The sequence below is a fragment of the Nocardia sp. NPDC003345 genome (genome assembly GCF_053589395.1).
Genome location: NZ_JBSFRU010000002.1, coordinates 48,331 through 71,136 on the forward strand (window position 1 = coordinate 48,331; position 22,806 = coordinate 71,136).

At 68.6% G+C, this 22,806-nt stretch carries 27 protein-coding genes; 8 read left to right on the forward strand and 19 right to left on the reverse strand.

Annotation, left to right across the window (positions count from 1 at the left end):
• Window positions 1–98 precede the first annotated feature (98 nt).
• Complete coding sequence (locus tag ACWDU1_RS00630; protein WP_449994560.1) at window positions 99–851, forward strand: hypothetical protein; 753 nt, start codon at window positions 99–101, stop codon at window positions 849–851.
• A gap of 40 nt (window positions 852–891) precedes the next feature.
• Here ACWDU1_RS00630 and ligD read toward each other — a convergent pair whose 3' ends face one another.
• The 7 genes from ligD to ACWDU1_RS00665 all read right to left on the reverse strand — a co-directional run bounded on the left by ligD (window position 892) and on the right by ACWDU1_RS00665 (window position 5,925).
• Entirely contained in the window at window positions 892–1,905 is a 1,014-nt protein-coding gene (gene ligD / locus ACWDU1_RS00635) for a non-homologous end-joining DNA ligase (protein ID WP_449994562.1), read from the reverse strand.
• On the reverse strand, window positions 1,902–2,987 hold the full coding sequence (locus ACWDU1_RS00640; RefSeq protein WP_449994563.1) for an ATP-dependent DNA ligase: 1,086 nt from the start codon (window positions 2,985–2,987) through the stop codon (window positions 1,902–1,904). The genes ligD and ACWDU1_RS00640 overlap by 4 nt, the downstream gene beginning before the upstream one ends.
• Before the next feature lie 107 nt (window positions 2,988–3,094).
• Entirely contained in the window at window positions 3,095–3,481 is a 387-nt protein-coding gene (locus ACWDU1_RS00645; protein ID WP_449994610.1) for a cold shock domain-containing protein, read from the reverse strand.
• A 24-nt stretch (window positions 3,482–3,505) separates the two neighbouring features.
• Entirely contained in the window at window positions 3,506–4,612 is a 1,107-nt protein-coding gene (locus tag ACWDU1_RS00650; protein WP_449994565.1) for an SPFH domain-containing protein, read from the reverse strand.
• Between the two features lie 25 nt (window positions 4,613–4,637).
• Complete coding sequence (locus ACWDU1_RS00655; RefSeq protein WP_449994567.1) at window positions 4,638–4,865, reverse strand: hypothetical protein; 228 nt, start codon at window positions 4,863–4,865, stop codon at window positions 4,638–4,640.
• 57 nt (window positions 4,866–4,922) lie between these two features.
• Window positions 4,923–5,546, reverse strand: coding sequence for a TetR/AcrR family transcriptional regulator (locus ACWDU1_RS00660; RefSeq protein WP_449994569.1), 624 nt, complete (start codon window positions 5,544–5,546; stop codon window positions 4,923–4,925).
• 67 nt (window positions 5,547–5,613) lie between these two features.
• Window positions 5,614–5,925: a DUF6191 domain-containing protein gene (locus tag ACWDU1_RS00665; protein WP_449994571.1), complete on the reverse strand. Its 312-nt coding sequence runs from the start codon at window positions 5,923–5,925 to the stop codon at window positions 5,614–5,616.
• A gap of 63 nt (window positions 5,926–5,988) precedes the next feature.
• On the opposite strand from ACWDU1_RS00665, the gene ACWDU1_RS00670 reads away from it, so the two are divergent.
• Window positions 5,989–6,681 carry a phosphatase PAP2 family protein gene (locus ACWDU1_RS00670; RefSeq protein ID WP_449994573.1) on the forward strand — a complete coding sequence of 231 codons (693 nt, stop codon included), beginning with the start codon at window positions 5,989–5,991 and terminating at the stop codon, window positions 6,679–6,681.
• Between the two features lie 4 nt (window positions 6,682–6,685).
• Here ACWDU1_RS00670 and ACWDU1_RS00675 read toward each other — a convergent pair whose 3' ends face one another.
• Genes ACWDU1_RS00675 through ACWDU1_RS00690 form a run of 4 tightly spaced genes read right to left on the reverse strand, consistent with a single transcriptional unit; the run spans window position 6,686 to window position 12,100 of the window.
• A complete protein-coding gene (locus ACWDU1_RS00675; RefSeq protein ID WP_449994574.1) occupies window positions 6,686–8,005 on the reverse strand; it encodes a pyridoxal-phosphate dependent enzyme in 1,320 nt (439 codons plus the stop codon).
• Window positions 8,002–9,483: a decarboxylase gene (locus ACWDU1_RS00680; RefSeq protein ID WP_449994576.1), complete on the reverse strand. Its 1,482-nt coding sequence runs from the start codon at window positions 9,481–9,483 to the stop codon at window positions 8,002–8,004. The genes ACWDU1_RS00675 and ACWDU1_RS00680 overlap by 4 nt, the downstream gene beginning before the upstream one ends.
• Complete coding sequence (locus ACWDU1_RS00685) at window positions 9,480–10,766, reverse strand: heavy-metal-associated domain-containing protein (RefSeq protein WP_449994577.1); 1,287 nt, start codon at window positions 10,764–10,766, stop codon at window positions 9,480–9,482. The genes ACWDU1_RS00680 and ACWDU1_RS00685 overlap by 4 nt, the downstream gene beginning before the upstream one ends.
• Complete coding sequence (locus tag ACWDU1_RS00690; RefSeq protein WP_449994579.1) at window positions 10,766–12,100, reverse strand: aminotransferase class V-fold PLP-dependent enzyme; 1,335 nt, start codon at window positions 12,098–12,100, stop codon at window positions 10,766–10,768. Before ACWDU1_RS00690 ends, ACWDU1_RS00685 begins: the two co-directional genes overlap by 1 nt.
• Before the next feature lie 108 nt (window positions 12,101–12,208).
• Here ACWDU1_RS00690 and ACWDU1_RS00695 point away from each other — a divergent pair, with 108 nt between their 5' ends.
• Window positions 12,209–12,628 carry a pyridoxamine 5'-phosphate oxidase family protein gene (locus tag ACWDU1_RS00695; RefSeq protein ID WP_449994581.1) on the forward strand — a complete coding sequence of 140 codons (420 nt, stop codon included), beginning with the start codon at window positions 12,209–12,211 and terminating at the stop codon, window positions 12,626–12,628.
• Window positions 12,629–12,631: 3 nt separating this feature from the next.
• On the opposite strand, the gene ACWDU1_RS00700 is transcribed toward ACWDU1_RS00695, so the two are convergent.
• The 3 genes from ACWDU1_RS00700 to ACWDU1_RS00710 form a co-directional block, all read right to left on the reverse strand.
• A complete protein-coding gene (locus ACWDU1_RS00700) occupies window positions 12,632–13,069 on the reverse strand; it encodes a CBS domain-containing protein (RefSeq protein WP_449994583.1) in 438 nt (145 codons plus the stop codon).
• A gap of 101 nt (window positions 13,070–13,170) precedes the next feature.
• The gene (locus tag ACWDU1_RS00705) at window positions 13,171–13,425 is read right to left on the reverse strand and encodes a hypothetical protein (RefSeq protein ID WP_449994585.1); all 255 of its coding nucleotides are present in this window, start codon (window positions 13,423–13,425) and stop codon (window positions 13,171–13,173) included.
• Window positions 13,426–13,675: 250 nt separating this feature from the next.
• Window positions 13,676–14,473: an SAM-dependent methyltransferase gene (locus tag ACWDU1_RS00710; RefSeq protein ID WP_449994586.1), complete on the reverse strand. Its 798-nt coding sequence runs from the start codon at window positions 14,471–14,473 to the stop codon at window positions 13,676–13,678.
• 350 nt (window positions 14,474–14,823) lie between these two features.
• Between ACWDU1_RS00710 and ACWDU1_RS00715 the strand changes: the two genes are divergently transcribed.
• Window positions 14,824–15,042 (forward strand): DUF397 domain-containing protein, encoded by a 219-nt coding sequence (locus tag ACWDU1_RS00715; protein WP_449994588.1) that lies wholly within the window; start codon window positions 14,824–14,826, stop codon window positions 15,040–15,042.
• Between the two features lie 83 nt (window positions 15,043–15,125).
• Complete coding sequence (locus tag ACWDU1_RS00720) at window positions 15,126–16,013, forward strand: helix-turn-helix domain-containing protein (protein WP_449994590.1); 888 nt, start codon at window positions 15,126–15,128, stop codon at window positions 16,011–16,013.
• Window positions 16,014–16,129: 116 nt separating this feature from the next.
• Here ACWDU1_RS00720 and ACWDU1_RS00725 read toward each other — a convergent pair whose 3' ends face one another.
• From ACWDU1_RS00725 to ACWDU1_RS00740, 4 genes are all read right to left on the reverse strand, one after another.
• Window positions 16,130–16,357: a hypothetical protein gene (locus ACWDU1_RS00725; protein ID WP_449994592.1), complete on the reverse strand. Its 228-nt coding sequence runs from the start codon at window positions 16,355–16,357 to the stop codon at window positions 16,130–16,132.
• A 261-nt stretch (window positions 16,358–16,618) separates the two neighbouring features.
• The gene (locus ACWDU1_RS00730; RefSeq protein ID WP_449994594.1) at window positions 16,619–17,278 is read right to left on the reverse strand and encodes an SDR family oxidoreductase; all 660 of its coding nucleotides are present in this window, start codon (window positions 17,276–17,278) and stop codon (window positions 16,619–16,621) included.
• A gap of 32 nt (window positions 17,279–17,310) precedes the next feature.
• A complete protein-coding gene (locus ACWDU1_RS00735) occupies window positions 17,311–17,808 on the reverse strand; it encodes a DUF2599 domain-containing protein (protein WP_449994595.1) in 498 nt (165 codons plus the stop codon).
• Window positions 17,809–17,914: 106 nt separating this feature from the next.
• On the reverse strand, window positions 17,915–18,157 hold the full coding sequence (locus ACWDU1_RS00740; protein ID WP_449994597.1) for a hypothetical protein: 243 nt from the start codon (window positions 18,155–18,157) through the stop codon (window positions 17,915–17,917).
• 291 nt (window positions 18,158–18,448) lie between these two features.
• On the opposite strand from ACWDU1_RS00740, the gene ACWDU1_RS00745 reads away from it, so the two are divergent.
• From ACWDU1_RS00745 to ACWDU1_RS00755, 3 genes are all read left to right on the forward strand, one after another.
• The gene (locus ACWDU1_RS00745) at window positions 18,449–19,396 is read left to right on the forward strand and encodes a helix-turn-helix domain-containing protein (protein WP_449994599.1); all 948 of its coding nucleotides are present in this window, start codon (window positions 18,449–18,451) and stop codon (window positions 19,394–19,396) included.
• Window positions 19,397–19,569: 173 nt separating this feature from the next.
• Window positions 19,570–20,625, forward strand: a complete 1,056-nt coding sequence (locus ACWDU1_RS00750; protein ID WP_449994601.1) for a transcriptional regulator — start codon at window positions 19,570–19,572, stop codon at window positions 20,623–20,625.
• 127 nt (window positions 20,626–20,752) lie between these two features.
• On the forward strand, window positions 20,753–21,790 hold the full coding sequence (locus ACWDU1_RS00755) for an alpha/beta hydrolase (RefSeq protein WP_449994603.1): 1,038 nt from the start codon (window positions 20,753–20,755) through the stop codon (window positions 21,788–21,790).
• Between the two features lie 50 nt (window positions 21,791–21,840).
• Here the strand turns inward: ACWDU1_RS00755 and ACWDU1_RS00760 are convergent, their stop codons facing one another.
• Window positions 21,841–22,467 carry a YdcF family protein gene (locus tag ACWDU1_RS00760; RefSeq protein WP_449994605.1) on the reverse strand — a complete coding sequence of 209 codons (627 nt, stop codon included), beginning with the start codon at window positions 22,465–22,467 and terminating at the stop codon, window positions 21,841–21,843.
• Window positions 22,468–22,806: the final 339 nt, after the last annotated feature.

The window sequence follows — 22,806 nt, forward strand, 5'->3', positions numbered from 1 at the left end:
GTTTCGGGGGACCGTCGCGCCGATCCGGCATATCCTGCTACAGCGCCGGGCGAATCGAGAGTTCCGGGATTCGCCGGGGCAGTTCGAAGGGATCGGGCATGACAGACCAGCAGCGCTGGGCGACGGGGCGCTGGCCGGAAGTCACGCCGGACGGGGACGAGATCGCCCCGGGGCGGATGGGTCGACGCGGTGCGCGCGAGTACGACGAATACGACGATCGGTATGACGATCCACCGGCCTACGAAACCCGTCCCGTGGTCAATCCGTACGCGATCGTGGCCCTGGTCGCCGCACTGCTGCTGCTGTTCCCGGTGGCGATCGTCTTCGGGCTGATCGCGTTCGGTCACCCGCGGGGCCGGCTCATGGCGTTCTTCGCGCTCCTGCTGGGCCTGGCCGAGGTCGCGCTGCTGGCCGCATTGATCTTCACGCCGGGACAGAACGTCGCGGACGTCTGGTCCCGGCTCGGCGGCTCGGGGGACGAGACGATCGAGACCTCCGCCGCCCCGGCCCCCTCCGCGGAGACACCGGTGACGGAGACACCGCCCCCGGCGGCTACTTCGACACCCCCTGCCCCGTCCGGTCCGGTGGGTACCGCGGCGCCCGCCGCCGAGCGCGGCACGCCCTGCCCCGAGCCGGCCCTGGTGGGTGCGGGCGCCGACGGTGGCACGCTGCTGTGCCTCACCGATACCGGTTCGGTCACCGGATACGAATGGGCGGGGCCGTTCCGCGTCGCCGAACAGGTGAGAGCGGAAGGAGCACGCTGCGGTACCGACCCGGCCACGACCGCCCGCACCCCGGACGGTTACGCGCTGGTGTGCGAGAACGGCGCCTGGGCGTTATGGGTGTCCTGACCAGCGTTTCCGGGATCGTATGCGGCGTGCCGGGACGATCTCATTCCGGCACCGCATCGGATTTACGCGCACGGCTCGGCTGAACCCGGGGTGGTTCGTTCGGCATCTTCGGGTACTGGGGTGGCCAGGGCGCGTCCATGAGACCCGCGGCCATATCGCGTTCCGACATCTCCAATAGCGGCGCGATGGATTGCGGCGGGCGTTCCGCCCACGGATCGCCCGATGCGGCCAGCCGCGCGGGGACGGTGGCGACAGTGAGTTCCTCGGGCACGACCGTCTCGAGCTCTGCCCAGGTCAGCGGCGTGGATACCTGCGCACCGACCTTGGGCCGCACACACCACGCACCGAACACGGTCTTGTGCGGGGCGTTCTGGTTGTAGTCCACGAACACCCGTTGCCCGCGTTCCTCCTTCCACCAGTGCGCGGTGATGTCGGCGGGGAAACGGCGCTCCAGTTCACGGGCGAGCGCCACCGCGGCCGCACGAACCTGATAGCCGTCCCAGCGGGGTTCGAGCGCGATGTAGAGATGCAGACCGCGCGAACCGGAGGTCTTCACCCACGATTCGATACCGAGTTCGGCGCACAGCTCGCGGGTGCGCTGAGCGGCGGTGCGTAATTCGCCGAACCCGATCCCGGGCGACGGATCGAGATCGACACGCAGTTCGTCGGCGACGGTCAGGTCCGGGACCTTGTTCGGCCAGACGTGGAAGCCGAGACAGCCCTGGTTCACCGCCCACAGCACATGGGCGAGATCGTGCGCGACCAGCGCGTCACTGGTGGTGCCGTTGGGCGTGGACACCTCGACGGTATGCAACCAGTCCGGCGCCGATTTCGGCACCCGCTTCTGGAACCAGGATTTCCCCGACGCGCCGTCGGGATAGCGTTCCAGCAGTAGCGGCCGGCCACCGTTGACGCGGAGGAATGCCTCGCCGACGCTCTGGTAGTAGCGCACGAGATCGAGTTTCGTCTCGCCGCGGCGGGTGAAATACACCTTGCCGGGATTGGTGACGGTCAGGACCCGCCCGGCGGCCTCGACCTCGACCGATTCGCTCATTTCGCCACCGGCTCACCGAAGATCTCGCGCAGTTCCGCCGGCGCGACCTCCTCGAGCTGCGCGTAGGTGCACGATTCGGGGGTGCGGTCGGCGCGGAAACGCACCAGCCGTCCACCGTGGCGGAACCGGCCCGACTGGACATGCTCGTAGCGCACCTCGGCCACCAGTTCGGTGCGCAGCGGCTCCCACGACAGATCCTTGCCGCCGCTCCAGCGGCTCACTCCACCCGGCATGGATCCACCCGAGGCGGCCTGAGCGGCGGCGTCGGCCCAGTCGCGCCAGGGATGCCGCGCCAGCGCGTTCTCGCGCAGCGGTTCGAGCTCCCCGACCAGCTCCCGGCGCCGTGCGGCGGTGAAACTACTGGCGACACCGACGTGGTGCAGGGCGCCCTCGTCGTCGAAGAGGCCGAGCAGCAGCGAGCCCACCCCCGCACCGTCCTTGTGCCAGCGGAAACCCGCGACCACGCAGTCGGCGGTGCGCTCGTGTTTGACCTTCAGCATCACCCGTTTGTTCTGCTGATACGGCTGATCGTCGGCCTTGACCATCACCCCGTCGAAGCCGGCGCCCTCGAAGCGCGTGAACCAGTCCCGTGCGGTATCCGGATCGCCGGTGAGCGGAGTGAGATGAACGCGACCGGGCGCGGTGTCCAGAACGGACTCCAGTAGAGCCCGGCGCTCGGTGAAGGGCCGGTCCGTGAGGTCGCGGTCGTCCAGCGCCAGCAGATCGAAGGCGACGAAACTGGCCGGGGTCTCCTTCGCGAGTTTGGCGACCCGGGACGCCGCCGGATGCAACCGCTGCTGCAGGACATCGAAATCCAGTCCGTGCTCGGTGACGACGACGATCTCGCCGTCCACCACGCACCGAGGTGGCAACGCCTCGCGCAGCAACTCCACCATCTCCGGAAAATACCTGGTCAGCGGGCGATCGTTACGAGAACCCAGTTCCACCTCCGCGCCGTCGCGGAAGACCACGCAGCGGAAACCGTCCCATTTGGGTTCGTAACTCAGGCCCGGCCCGGGCGGTATCTCGGGCGCGGATTTGGCCAGCATGGGCCGGACGGGTGGCATCACCGGTAGATCCACACGATCCTCCTCGGGTCGATCCTCACCCGTATCGACGCCGCGGCCGGCGCCGATTCATCGCGTCCGATGATAAGAGTTCGCACCGACACCGCGGTGGATCCGGCGCGCTACTCGTCGATCCAGCCCTGTTCCACCGCGAAATCGGTGAGTCGCTCCCGGATGACCACGATCTCTCCCGCGGTGAGCGCCGGCGAGGCGTCCAGTAGCAGTTCGGTGACCAGCGGGAGGTATGCCCCGGCGGTCAGCCGGGCGCCCCCGCCCGCCGAGGTGGCCGGGCGGGCGGTATGGCCGCGGGGGGACCGCAGATTGACCGCCTTCGGACCACGATCGCCCTCGGTGACATCGAATTCGAACACCCGGCCCTGCCGGAGTTCCCCTTCACCCAGGCCGATATCGTTCACGTGGACGAAGACGTCGGGCCCTCCGTCCTCGGGACGGATGAACCCGAATCCACGCGATCCGTCGAACGACACCAATTTCCCGCTGGCCACCACACCGCTCCTCGCCACAGTTACCGGCTACCTTATCTCCGGTTTTTCCGCATCGTCGGCCGATAGTGCCTTTTGCAGCGAGTTGAACACGGTGAGACCCTGCCCGACCATCCCGTTGAGGAGTTCGCCCACCCCGTCCGGGCCGTTCAGCACGGTCAGGTTGGCGTTGGAGAGTCCGCGCGCGGCCTGTTCGACGATCAGTGGCAGCTGCTCGATCAGCAGCTGATCCAGGGCGATGCGGTTGTGCGAGGCCGCGGCCTCGGCCTGGATCCGGGTGCGCGCCGCTTCCGCCTCGGCCAGGATGCGCACCCGTTCCGCTTCGGCGAGCGCGGGCTTGACCACCTCGGCCTGCAGTTGCTGTTCCCGAAGCTCGGCTTCCTTGACCGCCTGCGCGGCCTTGGCCGAGAGCACCTCCTGCTGGGCCAGCGCCGCCGCCAGCGGGCCGGCGGCGGCCGCCTCGGCCTGTGCCTTGTCGATATCGCGCTGGTATCCGGCCTTGAGGATGGCGGTTTCCCGGGAGTACTCGGCCTGTTTACGCAGTGATTCCTGCTCGGCTTCGGCGGAACGCTGGGCCGCCTGGGATTCGGCGATCTGGGCGTCGCGCTGGACGGCGGCGTTGTGCGGGGCGGCGAGCGCGGTGATGTATCCCAGATTGCCGTCGTCGATGGACTGGATCTGGAACGAATCGACCCAGAGCCCGATATTGCTCATCTCCACCTTGGACGCCAGCAGCACCTCGTCGGCGAGGCGCTGGCGCTCCCGGATGATCTCCTCCACGGTCATCGAACCGATGATGGAGCGCAGATGGCCGGAGAAGATCCGGCCGGTCAGCACCGACATCTCCTGCTCCTGCTCGGAGAGGAAGCGCTGGGCGGCGTTGACGATCGAGGCGGTGTCGTTGGCCACCTTGAAGGCGATAACCGCCCGGACCTGCAGGACGATGGCCTGTTTGGTGACACAGCGTTCGGTGATCTCGGCCTCGAACATGGCCAGTGAGAGATACCGGACCTTGCGGAACAACGGCATCACCCAGGTGCCGCGGCCGATGATCACCCGGAAGGGGGCGTCGTCGCTGCTCTTCGCGCCGCTGACCAGCATCGCCTCATCGGGATCCGGTACGTGATAGCCCAGCACGTCTGACTCCTCGCGTCGTATTTCGCTACGGTGCCGGGTCCGGAGCGAGGGGTATCCAGGGCACCACCTCGGCGATGCGCCCGGAATCGACAGCGATGATCAGCACGGTGCTGCCGGCCGGAATGGCTTCGGCGGCGCGTGCGATGTACCCCTCGGTTCCCCCGCGTACGGCCACCAGGACCTCACCCAGCGTCCCGGGGCCGCGGATCGGCGAGGTCAGCTTACCGGTCGACCCGACGACTTCGTCCCGCAATTGTCCCGAACCTCCTTGCCGGACCCCGGATTCCGTACCCGTGCCGTGCCCGGAAGCCTACTGATACAGGCTGCGATAGGCACCGAGCATGGCGACCAGATGGTCGACGATCTCGTCGCGGGTGGCGCGCAGCGAACCGTTGAGCCAGGCCGAGAACATGCCCGCGTTACCGCTGGCCATGGTCACCGCGGCGAGGCGCCGCCGGACCGGATCGTCGATACGGGTGAAGAGATGGTCCTGGATGAGGCGGGTGAAGGCGGGCATCACCGAGATGGTGGTCTGGCCGAGGCCGGTGCTGGAATAGGGCTCCACCAGGAAGAGCCGGGATTTCCGCGGGTCTTCGAGGACCTTGCCCACGAGCGCTTCGGAGAGGGCACGGTCGCGGGAGGAATCGTCGGCGACCGCGAAGGCCGTCATCGGTTCCAGGAAATCGTCGGCGATCTGCCGATAGAGCACATCGAGCAGTTCGTCACGGCTGGTGAAGCTTTCGTAGAAATATCGGTCGGTGAGGTTGGCGCGGCGGCAGACCGCGCGCATGGTCACCCCGGCCGCTCCCGCTTCGCCGATCAGATCCAGCGCGGCCTCGAGCAGAGCGGTGCGCCGTGCCTGCTTGCGCTCCGAAAGCGTGGTGCCACCCCAGATCCGGGGTCCGCTGTCGTCCGATCGCTGATCCGCATGCACCCGTCCACAGTAGTGGGCACGCGGGCCGGCGCCCGACGGGTGGTCGGCGTGGGCGGTGGCGGGCCGATCAGGTGCCGGAGGTCGCGCGGGCGATCAGTACGGCCCGCCGGGTGTCCAGGTCCACGCGGGTCCGCGGCGGGGCGCCGTCGGATTCCTCGTCACGGAGCATGGTCCGGGCGGCGCGGTGATCGAGTTCGTCCCGCTTGGTGCCATACCAGAAAGCGGTCAGTTCCTCCACCCCGGCGGCCGCGAGACGCGCCGACCGGTCGGCAGGGGCACCGCGGCGGGTCGAGGGGAAACGGGCGTGGACCCACCGGACCGCGACTGCCGCTCCCAGCAGGAACATCAGGGCGGGGGCGCCGAGGAAGAGGAATTCCACGCTGTCAGGGTAGCGCCGCGGCGGGGCACGAGGGGCCCATGCCGGATGACTATGGTGAACCGTATGGTCGTGCTCGCTGTCGCGCTCTTCGCTGTCCTGGCACTGACGACCGCCTTCGTGGTCGCCGGTGCGGCCCTGTCCGGAGTGGACCGGCCGGTACACGAGGCGGTGCTGGGCTGGCGTAATGATCCGCTCACGACGGTGGCGACCGTGATCACCCATGCGGGCGGGTCCGTCGCGATGTGGGCACTGGCGCTGCTGGTGTGCGGGTTGCTTCTGCGCCGGGGCGAAACCGGCGACCTCGCGCTCGTGGCGGGAGTGGGGGCGGCTTCGGCGGTGCTGGTGCCGGTGACGAAACATCTGATCGGCAGACAGCGCCCGCCCGCGCCCGACCGGCTGGTCACGGTCGCCGAGCTCTCCTACCCCTCCGGCCATGCCACCGGCTCCGCGGCCGTGATCGGTGTATTGGCGACCCTGTGCTGGTTCCGCATCCACCGCCGTGCCGTCGCCCGGCTGGTCGCGATACTCGCGGCCGTCTTCGTGATCCTGGTCGGGCTCTCCCGGGTCTACCTCGGGGTGCACTGGCCGACCGATGTGCTCGCGGGCTGGACGCTGGGAGGTTTCCTGGTGGTACTGGGCGCGCTGGCGCGGACGCGATACCGGCGGGCGCGGTCCGGCGCCGGCAGTCGTGATCCGGAGAACTCCGCCGCGCCGGATGCGTACCATCGGGCCGGTACCGGCTCCGCGGGGTCCTGATCGCTCAGCCGCCGCGCTCCAGCGGATACCCGGCCGCACGCCAGCCGGCGATACCGCCGTCCAGGCTGAAGGCGGTATGCCCGGTCCGGCCCGCGGCAGCGGCGAATTGCCGCGAGATATCGCCGGTGGGGCAGGTGAACACCACCGGGGACGCGCGCGAGAACGGGGTGCCGTGCGCGAACAGTTCGGTAAGGCGGTCGTCGGGGATATTGACGGCGCCCGGGATATGCGCGACCCGGTAGGCCATCGCGCCGCGGGTGTCGACTATCACCGGCCGCTCGGTGTCGGTCAGCGCCGTCAACTCCGCGGGGGTCAGCGTGGCGGCGGTGGCGATATCGGCCGCGGACGGCGGGTGTTGCGCGCCGGTGTGACCGAACAACTCCGGACGCCGCTGCTTGATATAGGACAGGTACGGTTCGAGCCGGTCACAGACGATGAGCACCGCGACCACCGGCTCGTCCGCGGGTGAGCGCCGGGACAGCACCCGGCGGGCGGCGGCATACGCGGCGCCGCTGGTCGGCCCGGCGAGAACCCCGTATCCCGTGGCCAGTTCCAGAGTGGACTCGATGGCCGGCCCGGATTCGACGGTCACGATCTCGTCGTAGAAATCCGGCTGGAACAGGCCCACCTCCCACATCTCGCGTTCGGAGCGGATCCCCGGGATGAAATCGGCGCGTTCGGATACCACCGCGACGGTCCGCAGGGCCGGATGGCGGGTGCGCAAATAGGTGCCGGCACCGCGGCTCGACCCGGTGGTGCCCAGGCCTCCGAAGAGATAATCGAGCCGGGTGATTCCCGCGGCCGTGAGGTCGTCGTGGATCTCACGTCCGGTCCCGTCGTGATGGGCCGTGATGTTCTTCTCGCTCGTGTACTGCGACAGATGACGGAACCGGCCCGGTTCGGCGGCCATGGCGGCGTCGATGGCGGAGTAGACGTCGTTGGGCGTGGTGGGATCCGGGCATTCGGAGAGCCCGGGCATTTCGACGATATCGGTGCCGAACAGCCGCAGCAGGTCGCGGACCTCGCCGACCCGGATACGGTTGGTCATCGCCCGCAGCCCGATCCCGTGGATCGCGCCCAGTATCCGCAACGCCTTGGCGGTATTGCCGCTGGACGCCTCGATCAGGGTGCGCCGCTCGTCGCGCAGCGTGGTGAGTTCGTCGCGCAGCATCGCCCACGCCACCCGGTCCTTGACCGAACCGAACGGGTTGTGCGATTCCAGTTTGGCGTACAGTTCGACGCCCGCGAGCCGGTGCACGGCCGGGTCGAGGCGGAGCAGGGGAGTATCACCGATCAGTTCGGTGATGTGCTGATGGATCGTCACGAAACCTCGGAGTGGCCGGAACCGGGCCGCCACGCGGGCGGCCGGTAGTCGGCGTCGGGGGTGGACCGGAAACCACCGTCGCGGAACTCGATCGCCACCTTGTCCGGCGTGCGGTGCATGGCCGCCGAGGCGGCCGAGAGATCCATGTTGTACCCGGCGGTGTTGGGGAATACGACCAGGTCGCCGGGGCGCGGCAGCCACGGCAGCCAGACCGCGCGGGTGGTGACGAGATCGCGTTCGAGGCACAGGCGCCCGGCGAGGAACACCGGGGTGGGATCGACGGCCGGGGCGGATCGCCCCGGGCCCGGCAGCAGCAGCGGGTCGACCATGACCTCCTGGTCGGCCGGTGTCACCGTGTCCCGGCCGAGGTCGAGATGGGCCAGCCGGCTGCCGTCGGCGGCCTCCTTCACGAACTCCACCCCGGCCACCGTGATCCCGGCGTGGTCGGCGAGCGCTTTCCCCGGCTCCAGCCAGATATCGAGCAGATTGTCGGCCGCGACCCGGGCGAAACCGCGCCCGCCCTGCCCCTCCAGCGGCGCCGCGAGTATCTCGGCCAGCATATCGGCCGCCCCGACCGTGTTCGCGTATTTGTGGAACACCGGAGTACCGCGTACCCCCGCGGCGTCCACCTGGTAGCCGAAGGTGGCCGAACCCCAGGTCATCCGGGGGCCGTGGCCGGCCAGCGATTCGCGCAGCCGCTGCGCGTACTCGTCGAAGCGGGTCGGGTCGCCGGTGAAGACCTGGCGTAATCCGCCCCCGATATCGAGCGCCGACGGGGTCAGATCCTGGGCCCAGGCCTGTTCGAGCAGAGCCAGGCAAATGTCCACGGCCCGGATCCGCTCCGCGATATCGGCGGTATCCAGATGGAATCCGAGCCCCTGGAACGCCAGCCGGTCGCGATGGGTGGCCAGCACCTCGAGCGCCCGGCCGACCGCCGGTACCGGAATCCCGAACCGGCTGGGCTGTGACCCGGGGAAACCACTGACCCGCAACAGCACCGGAACCGGTGCCGCCGGTCCGGCCAGCCGGGCCAGGGTGTCGAGTTCCCACTGATTGTCGATATTGACGGTGATTCCGGTACCGGTGAGTGCCCGCAGAAACGCCTCACCCTTCGGGCCGGTCACCTCGATCGAGGAATCGGCGAACCCGGCCGCACGGGCCGATTCCAGTTCCTGGGGCGAGGCCACGTCCACGGCGATCCCCTCGGCGGCGGCCGTCCGGACGAGTGCGCGCGAACGATTGACCTTGTGCGCATAGCAGATCCGGTGACCGGCGTGGGACGCTTCCAGTACCGAGCGGAGCCGGCCGAGGTTGCCGGCGAAGACCTCGGGAAACAGCAGATGCACCGGGGTGCCGAAACGTCGCACCACATCATCGAGGGCATCGCGGTCGCCGAGGAAGCGGCGGACCAGCGGATCCCAGCGCGCGGGTAAGGCCGGCGGCGCCCCGGCCGGGGCCCGCGACGGGACGGCGCTCATCCGCGCGGATCCGTACGGGTCGTTACCGGCGCCTCGCCCACCGGGTTGTACCCACCGTCGCGCAGTGCCTCGAACGCCCGCATTCGATTACGCGGGCTGCGGAACTCGGCCACGACCCGTTTGGTGTCGAGGTCGATCTCGGCGACCTCGATATCCATGGATTCGAGCACGCCGCCGATCGTGCGGACACAGTGTTTACAGGTCATATCCGGTACGTGGAAAACGCGGTCCTCGGCCTGCACCGGACTGTCGTCGGCCGCTTCGGGGCCGGCCGGTGCGGCCGTCACCTCGCACCGTGCGGCCAGATCCGTGAAGACGTCGACCAAACGTCCGACCACCACCGGCAGCACGCTGTAATTCTCCCCGCCGACCCGGTGTACGGCGGTGGCCGGGCACGAGGGACGCTCACCGGGGGACAGCAGGGCGTACTGGCGCGAGATCAGGTCCAGATCGTCGTGATAGTGGGCGATGGCCTCCGCACTACTCATTCCCTCCTCGGCCGTGGCCCGGCGCATCACCCGGTGCGCGTCGCCGATGGTGGCGTCCTTCATGGCCCGCAGAGTCGTGAGAGTCTGCGGGCAGTAGCGGATCGTGCCGTCCGGCCGTCCCTCCAGACGTACCGGGATCATTCCGCGCCGGTAGGTGGAGGCCTGCAGTTCCCAGAACCAGCGGGTGGCGACGGCGGCGAAGATATTGGAGTCGCGCATACCGCGGGCGAATTCGGCGGGCGTGCGATAGGGCGTGTGGGTGGCGAGCAGGGCGTGCTGCGCCAGCGCTCGTCCGGCGGATTCGATACCGACCCGGAAGATATCGATCGGTTCGTGGTCGGTGGTAGTCGCGGCGAGCACCCCCCGCGCCGCGTCGTCCAGGCCCGAGATCCGTTCGCCGAGTGCGGTATTCGATTCGAGGTCGCGCCAGAGGGCGAGCACGGTCTCCCGGACGGCGATCGGCACCAGCGGGCCCGGACCGTCGTCCCGGTAGAAGCCGGTGTTCGGTATTCCGGCGCTGTCGGTCCAGGTCATCCGATGGGTGGCCGAGGTGACCTGGTCCGCGGCGCAGGGCCGCATGAACCGTTCCAGATACAGGCGTTGCGAGTAGGTCAGATGCGTGCCAGGTTCGGGGCGCAGCGGGGTGCTCGAATACTCGAATCTCGCGACCCGGTGCGGGCTCGGTGCGGCGGTGAAGAGCCCCGGCCGGGCCAGTTCGGCCAGGATGCGCGCCGCGCCGCGCCGGTCGTAGTTGTCGGCCCCGAGGCCGGTGCCGGTGTCGGTATCGGCGGTCATCACAGCTCCTGGGCCAGCGTCCGGACCCGGTCGACGAAACGATCGATATCGCCGGGACGGGTGTAGACATGCGTACTGACGCGCACCGATTCACGATTCGCGGCGATATCCGGGACACAGTGCGTACCGGTGCGGACGAGGAAGCCGTACTCGGCCAGGACGAAGCCCAGATCCGCGGCCGAGATCCCGTCGAGGGTGAACGAGACGATCCCGTGGCCGGCGCCATCGGTGGCATGAGCCGGTCCGGGCAGGAAACGCACGCCCGGAACAGACCGCAGCCCGGCGATCAACCGCAGCGTGAGCGCCCGGTTGTGGGCCGCGATCGCCGGCATCCCGAACGTCTCCAGGACCCCGAGCGCGGTACCCAGGGCGAGGATGCCCGGGATATTCGGGGTGCCGCCCTCGAGCAGCCCGGGCATCCGGCCCGCCTCGAACCCGTCGGCGGTGAGCACGGCGGCGGTACCGCCACCGGGCAGGAAGGGCCGAAGCTCGGAATGCACCCGGCGTCGGCAGTACAGCACGCCGGTCCCGGGCGCGGCGAACATCTTGTGGGCGGCGAAAGCCGCGAAATCGGCGCCCAGCGCGGTGACATCCACCGGGAGGTGCCCGCCACTCTGGCTGCAGTCGAAGCAGCGCAGCACCCGCTGCGGAATCAGCTCCTCGATCTCGGCCAGTGTGCTCACGGCGCCGAACACATGATGCAGATGGGTAACGGTGAGCAGCCGGGTGCGCGGGCCGAGCTTTGCCGCGATATCGCCGGTATCCGCGCGCCCGTCCGGTGTGATCCGGTAGGGGACCAGCTCGATCCGCCGCCCGAATCGGGCGAGGGTGTCCCGTAGCAGGTACCAGGGTGCCACGTTGGCGGCGTGGTCGGCGGGACCGTAGAGGATCTCGTCGCCGTCGGCGAGCGCGGTGAGCCCCCAGGACAGCGCCACCGCGTTGAGTGCGGCGGTGGCGCCGGCGGTGAATACGATCTCGTCGTCGTGCGCGGCGCCGACGAATCGCGCGGTCCGCGTCCGCACCGACTCGATCCGCTGGGTGAGCGCGGTGGCCCAGGGGTAGGTCCCGCGCGCGGCATTGGCGGTCGCGACCGCATGGTAGTCGCGCACCGTGTCGATCACCGAGCCGGGTTTCTGGGTGGTCGCGGCGCTGTCGAGATAGGTGTCCGTGCCGGTGGCGAGGGCCGGGAAGGCGGCGCGCACCCGCTCCGGCAGTACCTCGGCCGGTGCGGATGATTCGCCGGGTGGTGCCAGACGATCCGGCGGATGCAGGGCCGATCCCATCGCGATCATTCCTTCCGCCGTACTGCCCGGGCTCCGAACAACGATACCCATTCGCCGAATTGTGGCCCAGTACCTTTGGTGTGCACAGGGTTTCGCGCAGGACGGCACGGCCGGAGCCGGATCCCCGAATATGTCGGAGCCCGGCGTTAGGGTGCCGGTATGCCACTCACCCCGGAAGAACGCCGGTCCTTTCTGGCCGAACCGCATATCGGCGCGCTGTCGGTGGCGGCGGGCCCGGATCGCGGCCCGCTGACGGTCCCCATCTGGTACCAATACGTCCCGGGCGGTGAGTTGTGGATCCTCACCGGGCCGGAGTCGGAGAAGATGCGCCGGATCCGGGCCGCGGGCCGATTCAGCCTGATGGTGGAACGCGTCGAGCCGAGCGTGCGCTATGTGAGTGTGGAAGGTCCGGTGACCCGGGTCGAACCGCTCACCGACACGGTGCACCGCGAGATGGTCGCCCGCTATCTGCCCGCGGAGCGGGTGGACGATTATCTGGCCTTCGCCGCGGCCGAACTCGGTGAGCACGTGGTCGTCTCGATGCGTCCACAGCGGTGGCTGTCCGCCGATCTCGGCTGACGATCAGTAACCGCCCTGCAGGTATTCGACGAGCTGTTCACGTTCGGTCGTGAGTTCGGACAGGGCACTCTTGACGACATCGCCGATGCTGACGATCCCGGCCAGGCGGCCCTCGTCGTCGACGACGGGAAGGTGGCGGATGCGGTGTTCGGTCATGATGCCGCGCAACCCGTCCACCTCGTCCTCGGGTCCGCAGGTACGCACCTCGGTACTCATCACCTGTGCCACCGGGCGGTCCAGCAGTTGCCCGCCGTGCCGGAGCAACGCCCGGACGATATCGCGTTCGGTGATGATTCCGCTGATGATGCTCCCGTCCGGGGACACCACGGCGGCGCCGATATTGTGTTCGGTCAGGAGTGCGAGCAGGGCGCGGATATCGGCCTCGGGCCGAACGGTCGCGACGGCGCTGCCCTTGGTGCGCAGGATCTCGGCTATTCGCATGGTTACCATCCACATGAGCGCGGGATTCCAGAATCCCGCGTCCGATGATCGAAAGCCAGCACGGATCGGTATCGGGGTGGTGCGGCCGGGCGCGGGGCCCGCTATTCGTCGTCGAGCCCCGCCGAAAGGTAGGCGGCGGCGGCGAGCCACTGGCGGCACTGCGGGCCGTGCACATCGTGCACGTGCAGGATTTCCCGGGCCTGCCGGTAGGTGAGTACGGGTGGTTCGGCACTGCAATCGGTGCCGGCCTCGGCCGCGGCGTAGTGCCGCAGTGGCTCCGGGTGATGGCCCAGCGAATGCGCACCGGTGGCGCTACCGACCGCGTTCCGGTGGGGACTTCGGAATGGCTGGATCATTCGGTTGCCCCTCACGTGCGATGTTCGGAGGCGATCCACCCGACCTTCGAACCGGCCGGAAGACGCTGCGTATCGCCCCTCTGGGTGGCACGAGTCTAAGGCGGCGTCGCTTACAAATGCAAGTACATCTGCAAACAACATTCGAAATTTTGCGGCCGCCGAGGCGCCGTCTCCGCGGGGCGACGACCCCTGGGGCCCTACGCTTCCCGGCTGTCGCCGAGGCGGTGCGGAAGCGGCGGCCGCCCTCGAATCACGGCTTCCGGGCCACGGCGCCGTAGGCGGAGATCGGCCGTTCCCCGGTGGCGTCGGCGGAGTCCGGCCGCCATCGGGTGATCGGGACGAACCCCGGGTCCTCGAATACGAGGCCCTCGAAGGCGGACCGGATCTCGGTGCGCGGCCGCGGGGTGTAGGGCGCACCGCCGGTATCGGTGTAGTTCGCGCACAACCGCACGTAGGCGGCGCTGTCGTCGGTACCGTCCCAGAGGATCAGATAGCTGCCGGGCGGGGTCGCGTCCAGCACCGTGCGCACGATCCGTCGCATCTCCGCCGGTGCGGAGGCGTGCCCGAGCACTCCCATGAACATGATCGCCAGCGGCCTGGTGAAATCCAGCACGTGGCGCGCGTCGGCGACGACGAGCTCCGGATTGCGGTAGTCGGCATCGAAATAGGTCGTCACGCCCTGATCCGTGGTGCCCGCCAGCAGGGTCCGGGCCTGCGTGAGCACCAGGGGGTCGTTGTCGACGTAGACGATCCGGGAATCCGGGTTCACCGACTGCGCGATCTGATGGGTGTTCTGCGGACCGGGCAGACCGGCGCCGATATCGAGGAACTGGCGGATGCCCCGCTCCGCGGCCAGGAACCGTACCGTCCGGATCAGGAAGTGCCGCGATTCGACGGCCATCGTGGTGATGTCGGGATCGACCGCGATCCCGGCATCACCGGCCAGGCGGTCGGCCTCGAAGTAATCGTCTCCGCCCATCCAGTAGTTCCAGATACGCGCGGAGTGCGGGATATCGGTGCGGATCGCGGGCCGGTGGTCTTCGGGCATGGAGAACTCCTCGGCGTGACATAGGTGATCGGAGATGTGCCGGACGCGGCCGGAGGCAAAGCTCGGGCGGATGGAATCGAAGTCTCTCTGCGACAGTACAAGACCGGTCGCCGGCGGATGCGGAAGCGGCGCCGGACTCGGCCGCGAGCCGGATTCCGTTGTGCTCCAACACGTGAAGGGCAACGCCGGGGCAGTGCTGCGGCAGTCCCGGGGTCCTGTGGGCGCACCCCGGCGAACTTCGTGCTATCGTCCTGATGTCGGTGCAGATGCAAGAACACCTGCGAGTGCATCTGTAAGGACCGGCGGTATGCGACAGTGGCGTCAGCGACCATGAGCAAGGAGTGGGTCCTATGTCGGAAGTAATCAATCAGGTGATCGGAAGCTGGCGGAAGAGCACCTTCAGCAATCCGAGCGGGAACTGTGTCGAGTTCGCCGAGGCGGCCAACAATCTGGTGGCTGTGCGTAATTCGCGATTCCCCGATGGTGGCGTACTCTTCTACACCCGGCCGGAGATCGAAGCCTTTCTCCAGGGAGCGAAAGCGGGAGAGTTCGACGATCTGGCAGGCTGAGAGGTAGCATGGGCCGTCGGCGTGGTGCGTCCTGGGCGGATGAGGTGCGCACCGTGGGTTAACCCGAAAGCGGAGACGACTCCATGATGGCAGAGCCCGAGAAGCGTGGCAGCGTACAACCCGTAGATGCGGAACGCGGCCCCACGGTTCTACGTATCGCCCTGGGCGGCCAGTTACGAAAACTGCGTGAGAGCAAGAAGATTACGAGAGAGGCCGCGGGTGATGCGATCCGCGGTTCCCATGCGAAGATCAGTCGGCTCGAGCTGGGCCGGACCAGCTTCAAAGAGCGCGATATCCGGGATCTGCTGACGCTGTACGGTGTCACCGATCCCGAGGAGCGGGAGCGATTCCTCGACCTCGCGCGCAAGGCCAACGAACCGGGATGGTGGCATCGCTTCGGCGATCTGCTGCCATCCTGGTTCGGCACCTATCTCGGTCTGGAACAGGCCGCGAGCAAGATCCGTACCTACGAATCGCATCTGGTGCCCGGCCTCCTGCAGACACCCGATTACGCCCGTGCGGTGGTCACTCTCGGCTACGAGGATTCCGATACCGATCGCCGGGTGGCGTTCCGGCAGCGCCGGCAGGAGATTCTGCACCGGTCCGATCCGCCGGTCGTCTGGGCGGTGATCGACGAGGCCGCGCTGCACCGGCCGGTCGGCGGGGCGGCCGTGCACCGTGCGCAGCTGGAACATCTGCTCGATCTCACCCGGCTGCCCAATGTGACCATTCAGGTCGTGCCCTTCTCGGCAGGTGAACATCCGGCCGCGGGAAGCTCTTTCACCATTCTGCGATTCGCGGAGACCGAATTGCCGGATATCGTCTACCTCGAGCAGCTGACGAGCGCGCTGTATCTGGACCGGCGCGAGGATCTGGCCCTGTACCTGTCGGTGATGGACCGGCTGAGCGTCCAGGCGGCGACTCCGGAGCGGTCGCGGAATATCATCGCCCAGTACATCGAGGGACTGTAGAAAAATAGCCGGGCGGCCGGGTAACGGCCGTTGCCCGGCTCGGTGATTCAGCGGAAGATCTCATGAAACGACCGCCTCGGCGCCGAGATCGCCGAGGCGGTAATTTTCACGAACCGTCAGGCCCTGATGAAGGTCGAGGCGACCCGCCAGAAGGTATCCGGCCGCAGTGTCCCGAAATCCCAATCGTCGGCCAGCGCGTGCACGGTGGTGACGATCTTGTCTATATCGAAGTCATCACGAGTCGCGGCCCCGGTGGATTCGACCGCGTCGATGACGAATTCGACAGCGCTCTCACGTGATGATCCATGGCGGGGGCGGCCGTTGCGGACGCCGAATGTACTCATATCAATACCGTTCGCCGGCTTGCCGATCGTGGCGGAATCGATTCCGGCCGGACTGCTACCGAATCGGGTCTGATCCTTCGGACTCTCCCGCAGCTGCGGCAGTAAACCACTGGCGAACGTTGTTGTCGGCTCACTCACGCGGCCTCCCCATTGTTTTCCCCTGTATAGCGGTGTGGGAAGAGTCTAGGTCGAGGGTGCTTTCAAATGCAAGTACATCTGCACGATCGATTCCTTGTGTGCGAACGTTTTTCGGGCGAACGTTCAGTTGCGCAGATCCGCGACCGCGGCCGCGATCGGGGTGGTCCCGGTGACCAGTTCCAGGGTCCGGCCTGCGCTGTCCGGCGCACCGAGGAGTTCGGTCAGTACCGCCGCGACGTCCGCGCGCGGGATCTCACCGCGCTCCAGCCGGGGTTCGGCCAAGGTGATCAGGCCGGTGCCGGGGGAATCGGTCAGGCGGCCGGGGCGCAAGATGGTCCAGTCCAGGTCGCGGCTGCGCAGATCGTCTTCGGCCTGGGTTTTGGCCTCTAGATACGCCGCCCACACCTCATCGGTGCCCGGGGCGGGGGGCAGGCCGGTGCCCATCGCCGAAATCTGCAGGAACCGCCGGGTTCCCACCCGCTCGGCTGCCTCGGCGAGCAGAACCGAACCGTCGCGATCCACGGAGTACTTGCGCGCCACTCCGCTGCCCGGACCGGCCCCGGCCGCGAAAACGACGGCGTCCGCGCTCTGCACGGTGGTGGCCAGATCGCTCACCAGCGCGCTCTCCAGGTCGAGGACCACGGATTCGGCTCCGGTGGCGTACACCTCCCGGGCGTGCGCGGAATTGCGGATCAGCGAGATGACGCTGTGACCTCGCCCGGTGAGTTGTTCGGCGAGCAGCAGGGCGATCTTGCCGTGTCCGCCGGCGACGACGATGCGCATACCGTGCTTCCTTTCGTTCGTATCGTGCCTTCTCAACGTTCGGGTCCGCCGGGATTGCAGGCGGCGTCGACGGTCGCGTCGTAGCCCACCGGCGGGCGCCACGGCTCCAGATTCCAGCTGGGCTTCTCGGGCGCGATGAGCCGTGCCCAATCCCAATGGCAGCGGAACTGATCCCACATCCCCGGGGTGTCGGCGGTGGGGTCGGAGCGGACGACCTCCTGCCAGGCGCGCATTTCCGCCCCGGGAAAGCCGGTATCGCGCCCGGCCCGGGTGGGATGGACCATCAGGCGCGCACCGTCCGCGTTCTCGGTCCACTCGAGGTAGTCGATCAGTGGCATTCCGGCGTAGGGATCCACCGTGGGAGCGGGCGGGCGTGTCGCCGTGGCGCCGGCAGGCGTCGTGGTCGTGGTCTGCGTTGTGGCGGGCACGCCGGCGAAAGGCTGCGGATCCCGGCTCGCGTAGCCGCCCGCGGCCACGGCGGCCATCAGGGCGACGAGGCTACCCAGACGGACGGCGGATCGGGTCGGCATACGCGCTCCTGCGGTTCGGAACCGCCGGGTCGTTCCCCGGCTGTTCCCGAGCCTAGAGGTGCGACGGCGCCAACGCCGCCATCCGGTGTGGTGGGGCGTGCGCGATTCAGCGCCAGAGACTGTGACAGGGTAGCCGGCGCAGTCCCGGCCTGATCTTGCTGTCGACAGTGACGGTGAGACCGGTATAGGCGGCGGCGGAGGTGAATTCCCAGGCCTCGGTGTGGGTTGCCGCGTATTCCAGAACGAGGGCGCTGCCCGGCATACCGTCGAAGTAGACGGTCACCCGGCGGGTGAGGGCATCGCGGGCGGCGTCGTCGCGGTCGGTCGTGGCCGGTGTCCTGGCGTTCAAGATCCGCGTCTCCTTCCGGTCGGCGTCGACGTCGGCGCCGTTATCTGTAACGGTAGGTCCGCACCATCGGTGAGAACATGTTCCGGAACGGGCTCTGGGGAATTCACAGCACCGGGGAGAGGGGCGTCGGTGCGATTCACACCGGTCGGCGGACCGGGGCCGCCGGGCGACGGCGTCGGGGACCGCGGGCGGCGCCGCGAATGTCGTTCACGCCACGGGTGTTTCGTTTGGTCTCCGGCGGCGCTCCCATGCGAAACTCGAATAATGGGCGCTTCTGGGATGCGATCGGCTATGGACGCGAATGTCTCGACCGGACCGGGCTCCACGGCACGAGCGGCGGTCGAGGGCGGACCGACGGTGCTGCGGATGGTGCTCGGCGGCCGTCTGCGGCGTTTGCGTGAGGCGAGCGGGCTGTCCCGGGAGCAGGCGGGTGACCATATCCGGGGTTCGGATTCGAAGATCAGCCGGCTCGAGCTCGGCCGCACCAGTATCCGCGAACGCGATCTGAGCGATCTGCTCCAGCTGTACGGTGTCACCGACGGTGAGGAACTCGACGCCTTCCAGGAGCTGGCCCGGCAGGCCAACACCTCTGGCTGGTGGCACCGGGACAACGACTGGCTGCCCAAATGGTTCGATATGTACCTCGGGCTGGAACAGGCCGCCCAGGTCATCCGCTGTTACGAGCCGAGGACCGTGCCGGAGCTGCTGCAGACTCCCGATTACGCGCGGGCGCTGCTGACGCTGGCGCATCCGACCCAATCCGAAGACGCGATCGAACGCCGGGTCGCGCTACGGATGCGCCGCCAGCACATCCTGAACCGGGCGCATCCCCCGCACCTGTGGCTGATCGTGGAAGAGGCCGCGCTGACCCGTCGTATCGGCGGTTCCCGGGTGTGGGCGGCGCAGCTGGATCAGCTGCTCGCCGCGGCCCGCCAGCCGCATATCACCGTGCAGGTGCTGGCCGATCACGTCGGCGGTCCGGCGCTGGCCGACGGCGCTTTCACCTATCTGCGCTTCGCCGAGGCGGACCTTCCGGATATCGTCTACCTCCAGCAGCTCACCGGCGCGCTCTATCTGGACAAACAGGCCGATCTGGACGCGTACCGGGCGGTCGCGAACCAGTTGTCGGTGCACGCCGCGCCACCGGAATACACCCCCGGTCTGCTATCGGCGTTGCGGCGGCGCCAGCCCCGTATTCTCGACCAGCCCGCACCGCGCGAATCCGGTCGCAACCACTGAACTCCGGATGGCCGGCCGGTGTCGCCGGCCCGCGGTTCACCGCCTGCCCGTCACGGCCTCGTTATCATCTTGTGATCGACCCCAATCGGTGGCCGGGCCCCTGATGAACTGTCCGGACTAACGTCCGATCCCCCCATCGCCCGCCACGGCGAGGTTACTGTCCGGTAGTTATGGTGGGCAGAAAGTCAGCCGATTCCGGGAGCGCAGGCCTGGAAAACGAACTCGTGGCGCATTTGCGCGGCCCCGGCCCGGAAAGCGACGCCACGACGGTGGGTGCCGCGGTGCGCCGGTTTCTCGCGGAAGTCGCGCAGGATCTCGCCCCGGAAGCCGGGATCTCTTCATCGGCGCAACCGGGGTTCGCCGGAGCCGCGACCCGGCCGGGCGCGGTGGTCGCGGCGGCGGAACGCTGGGCGCGTGAGGGAGTGGCACTCGAGTCGGTGCTCGGCGCCTGCCATGCGTGCGCCCGGGAGGGGATGGAATTCCTGACCGGCCGGATGGCCGGCGCCGCGGTTCACGCCGACGCCGTCGCGGATGCCGCCCGGCTGCTGGTCCGTGTGGTGGAGATCGTCACCACGGCCGCCGCGTCCGCGTATCTGGATGAACACCGCGTGGTCGCCCGCGAGCATCAGACCTCCGCACAGGCGATGCTGGCCGCACTGCTGAGCGGACACGGGGTGACCGCGCTGGCGAAACGGTCCGGAATCCGGATCGCGCCCGCCTATCAGGTGGTGGCGCTGGATATTCCGCCGCATGCCGAGGAGCGCGCGGGCGGACCGGCGGCCGTCTCGGCGGGCCGGCGCAAACTACGCCGGGTACAGGCCGCACTGGGCACGCCGCTGGGATCCCGCTCGCTGTCGCTGCTGCGCACCGACGGCGGCACCGTCCTCATTCCGCTGGAGTCGGCGCGGTCCCTCGGCGGTGATCCGGTGACCGCCGGGATGATGAGCGCGCAGGTCCTGGAACTGATCGCGGAGGCGGCCGAAGTCCCGCCGACGGCCGCGGTCGCCTCCGGATCGACCGAGCAGGTGCCCGAGCTGGCCGGTCGTGCCCACGAGGCACTCGACAGTCTGCGCGCGGCGGGCCGGCCGCCGGGCCTGTACCGGATCACCGAGAGCGCGGGTATCGAGCGGGACGGTGACCCGGTGGACGCACTGCCACTACGCCGGCTGCCGCGGCATCCGATGACCACCGTCCGGCGGGCGCGCTCTGGGAAACCCGGGGCGGCGTGATGGGTGGCCGATTCGGACCGGGAGGGCTCCGGCCGCCCGGGCCGATGCGGCATCGGTATCCGTGCCCGGCGATCCCGGGCAGTGAACGGGGCGCCTGCTCGCCCCGGTATTTCGACGAGGTGTAGTGATGAGATCCCCGGTATCGGTTCTGGCAGTTCTGGTCGCGGTGGGGGCGGTGCTGGCGACCGCGCCCAGCGGCGCCGCCCCGCCCGGCGATTCGGCACCGGGTCCGGTGCTCACGGCGCCGGCGCTCGAACGGGAGCGGGGCCCCCGGCTGCTGCGGGTGGAAGTGCTCGACGACCAGCGGATCCGGCTGCACATCCGGTCGGCCGCGATGGGCCGGGAGATAGCCATCGACACCCTGATCGGCACCGGCCCCGCACCTCGGCCCACGCTGTATCTGCTGGACGGCGTCGACGGCGGCCCGACCTCCGGCTGGCTGACCGACGGTGGCGCCGCGGAGTTCTTCTCGGATAAACCGGTGGACGTCGTGCTCACCACCGGCGGAACCGCGAGCATGTACGCCGACTGGATCCGGGTCGACGCCGCGCTCGGGCTGAACCGGTGGGAAACCTTCCTCACCGAGGAACTGCCGCCGATCGTGGAGAAGTACCTGGAGTCCACCGGCACGCGCGCGATCGCCGGGGTCTCGATGGGCGCGCAGGCCGCGATGATGTTGACGCAGCGACATCCGGGCCTCTATCGCGGTGTCGCGGGACTGAGTGGCTGCTATTCCACGGCCGATCAACTCGGCCGGGCCGTCACCACGGCCACCGTCGTCTCGCGGGGCGGGAACCCGGAGAATCTGTTCGGCCCGCCCGCCTCGCCGGAATGGCTCGCTCATGACAGCCTGCTGGGCGCGGAGGCGTTACGGGGAACCGGGATCTACCTATCGGTCGCGAACGGGGCCCCGAGCGGTGCCGCGCTCATGTCGATCGGCGACGGCCCGGAAATCCTCGCCGTTCTGCTCGGCGGCGGATCGTTGCTCGAACAGGGGGCGCGGCTGTGCACACAGCGTTTCGCCGATCGGCTGCACGAGTTGGGTATTCCGGCCGAGGTGGATTATCTACCCGAAGGTATGCACGCCTGGCCCGATTTCGAGGTGCAATTACATCGCAGCTGGCCCGCGCTGTCGCGTGCCCTGGGGATTTCGGATCGCCTCTGATGCCGGCCTGAATGGATCCGATCCCGATATCGCGAAATACCGCCGCGGAATCACCATCCGAAGGCCGCCACGAATTGCGGTATCTCGGCCGGCGTGAGTGTCGCGGCGACCGGAATCCCGGCCGCCGCGAAACTGCCGACCGCGCGGGTGAGATGGTTCTCGGAGGTGACGACCACCGCGTCGCGCAGGCCCAGAGCGTGGATGAGCTGCGCGCTTCGCTGGGCGTTCTGCACGGTATTCGAGGCCGCGGGCTCCTGATATACGCGATGAGCGGGCAGTCCGTTGCGGACGAGCCAGTCCGCCATCGCGGCGGCCTCGGTGATGCCGTGCCGGGGATTGCCACCGGTGACGATCACCGGCGATTGCGGTGGCAGCAGGGCCTGCACATACCCGGCACGCAGACGATCCACCAGTTCGGGGCGCAGGCTCCCGTCGGGGAGCAGGCCGTACCCGAGGATGACTATCGCGGTGCCCGGGCCGTGCACCCGCGGACCGGGGAGCGGATCGGTGAGCCCGGTTGCCGGGGGAGCGGGTGCCGCGAGGGCGGCGGCGGGCACTCCCGCGGACAGGGCCGCGGCCGCGGCGGCGGTGGTGAATGCCGCTCGCAGCGGACGGTTCCGGCGGCGCAGGCGGTGCCGGCCCCGTCCACGGGCGGGATGGTGCGGTGAATCGAACATCGTTGCTCCGAACGCCGGGCCGGATGGAGAGGTGATTCCATGATCGGGGACCGGAGCATGATCGATTCGTAATCGATACGAATACCGGGTATTACACGGATCGGCGAATGATATTTTGTGCCCTCGACGGAATTCGGATCGCCCGGGTGGAAAAACCGAAACCGAATCTCGGCTGCAACTGTGGTATTCGACAATTCGGCTATCGAATAATTCGTGAGGTATCCGGTAGGGGCAGAATACGCTGGGGAGCGCCGGTGGCGGTGCGTACCGTGAACAGTGGCCTCGCCGGGCGGAACCGGTCGCGCGGCGGAGGGTTCGAGCCGGCCGCGTCACCGGGAC

What these genes read in the sequence shown, in the direction of transcription:
- ACWDU1_RS00630 (WP_449994560.1), top strand. Translation starts at nt 99, where the DNA reads ATGACAGACCAGCAGCGCTGGGCGACGGGGCGCTGGCCGGAAGTCACG.
- ligD (WP_449994562.1), bottom strand. Translation starts at nt 1,905, where the DNA reads ATGAGCGAATCGGTCGAGGTCGAGGCCGCCGGGCGGGTCCTGACCGTC.
- ACWDU1_RS00670 (WP_449994573.1), top strand. Translation starts at nt 5,989, where the DNA reads ATGGTCGTGCTCGCTGTCGCGCTCTTCGCTGTCCTGGCACTGACGACC.
- ACWDU1_RS00680 (WP_449994576.1), bottom strand. Translation starts at nt 9,483, where the DNA reads ATGAGCGCCGTCCCGTCGCGGGCCCCGGCCGGGGCGCCGCCGGCCTTA.
- ACWDU1_RS00685 (WP_449994577.1), bottom strand. Translation starts at nt 10,766, where the DNA reads ATGACCGCCGATACCGACACCGGCACCGGCCTCGGGGCCGACAACTAC.
- ACWDU1_RS00690 (WP_449994579.1), bottom strand. Translation starts at nt 12,100, where the DNA reads ATGGGTATCGTTGTTCGGAGCCCGGGCAGTACGGCGGAAGGAATGATC.
- ACWDU1_RS00695 (WP_449994581.1), top strand. Translation starts at nt 12,209, where the DNA reads ATGCCACTCACCCCGGAAGAACGCCGGTCCTTTCTGGCCGAACCGCAT.
- ACWDU1_RS00700 (WP_449994583.1), bottom strand. Translation starts at nt 13,069, where the DNA reads ATGCGAATAGCCGAGATCCTGCGCACCAAGGGCAGCGCCGTCGCGACC.
- ACWDU1_RS00705 (WP_449994585.1), bottom strand. Translation starts at nt 13,425, where the DNA reads ATGATCCAGCCATTCCGAAGTCCCCACCGGAACGCGGTCGGTAGCGCC.
- ACWDU1_RS00710 (WP_449994586.1), bottom strand. Translation starts at nt 14,473, where the DNA reads ATGCCCGAAGACCACCGGCCCGCGATCCGCACCGATATCCCGCACTCC.
- ACWDU1_RS00715 (WP_449994588.1), top strand. Translation starts at nt 14,824, where the DNA reads ATGTCGGAAGTAATCAATCAGGTGATCGGAAGCTGGCGGAAGAGCACC.
- ACWDU1_RS00720 (WP_449994590.1), top strand. Translation starts at nt 15,126, where the DNA reads ATGATGGCAGAGCCCGAGAAGCGTGGCAGCGTACAACCCGTAGATGCG.
- ACWDU1_RS00725 (WP_449994592.1), bottom strand. Translation starts at nt 16,357, where the DNA reads ATGAGTACATTCGGCGTCCGCAACGGCCGCCCCCGCCATGGATCATCA.
- ACWDU1_RS00730 (WP_449994594.1), bottom strand. Translation starts at nt 17,278, where the DNA reads ATGCGCATCGTCGTCGCCGGCGGACACGGCAAGATCGCCCTGCTGCTC.
- ACWDU1_RS00735 (WP_449994595.1), bottom strand. Translation starts at nt 17,808, where the DNA reads ATGCCGACCCGATCCGCCGTCCGTCTGGGTAGCCTCGTCGCCCTGATG.
- ACWDU1_RS00745 (WP_449994599.1), top strand. Translation starts at nt 18,449, where the DNA reads ATGGACGCGAATGTCTCGACCGGACCGGGCTCCACGGCACGAGCGGCG.
- ACWDU1_RS00755 (WP_449994603.1), top strand. Translation starts at nt 20,753, where the DNA reads ATGAGATCCCCGGTATCGGTTCTGGCAGTTCTGGTCGCGGTGGGGGCG.
- ACWDU1_RS00760 (WP_449994605.1), bottom strand. Translation starts at nt 22,467, where the DNA reads ATGTTCGATTCACCGCACCATCCCGCCCGTGGACGGGGCCGGCACCGC.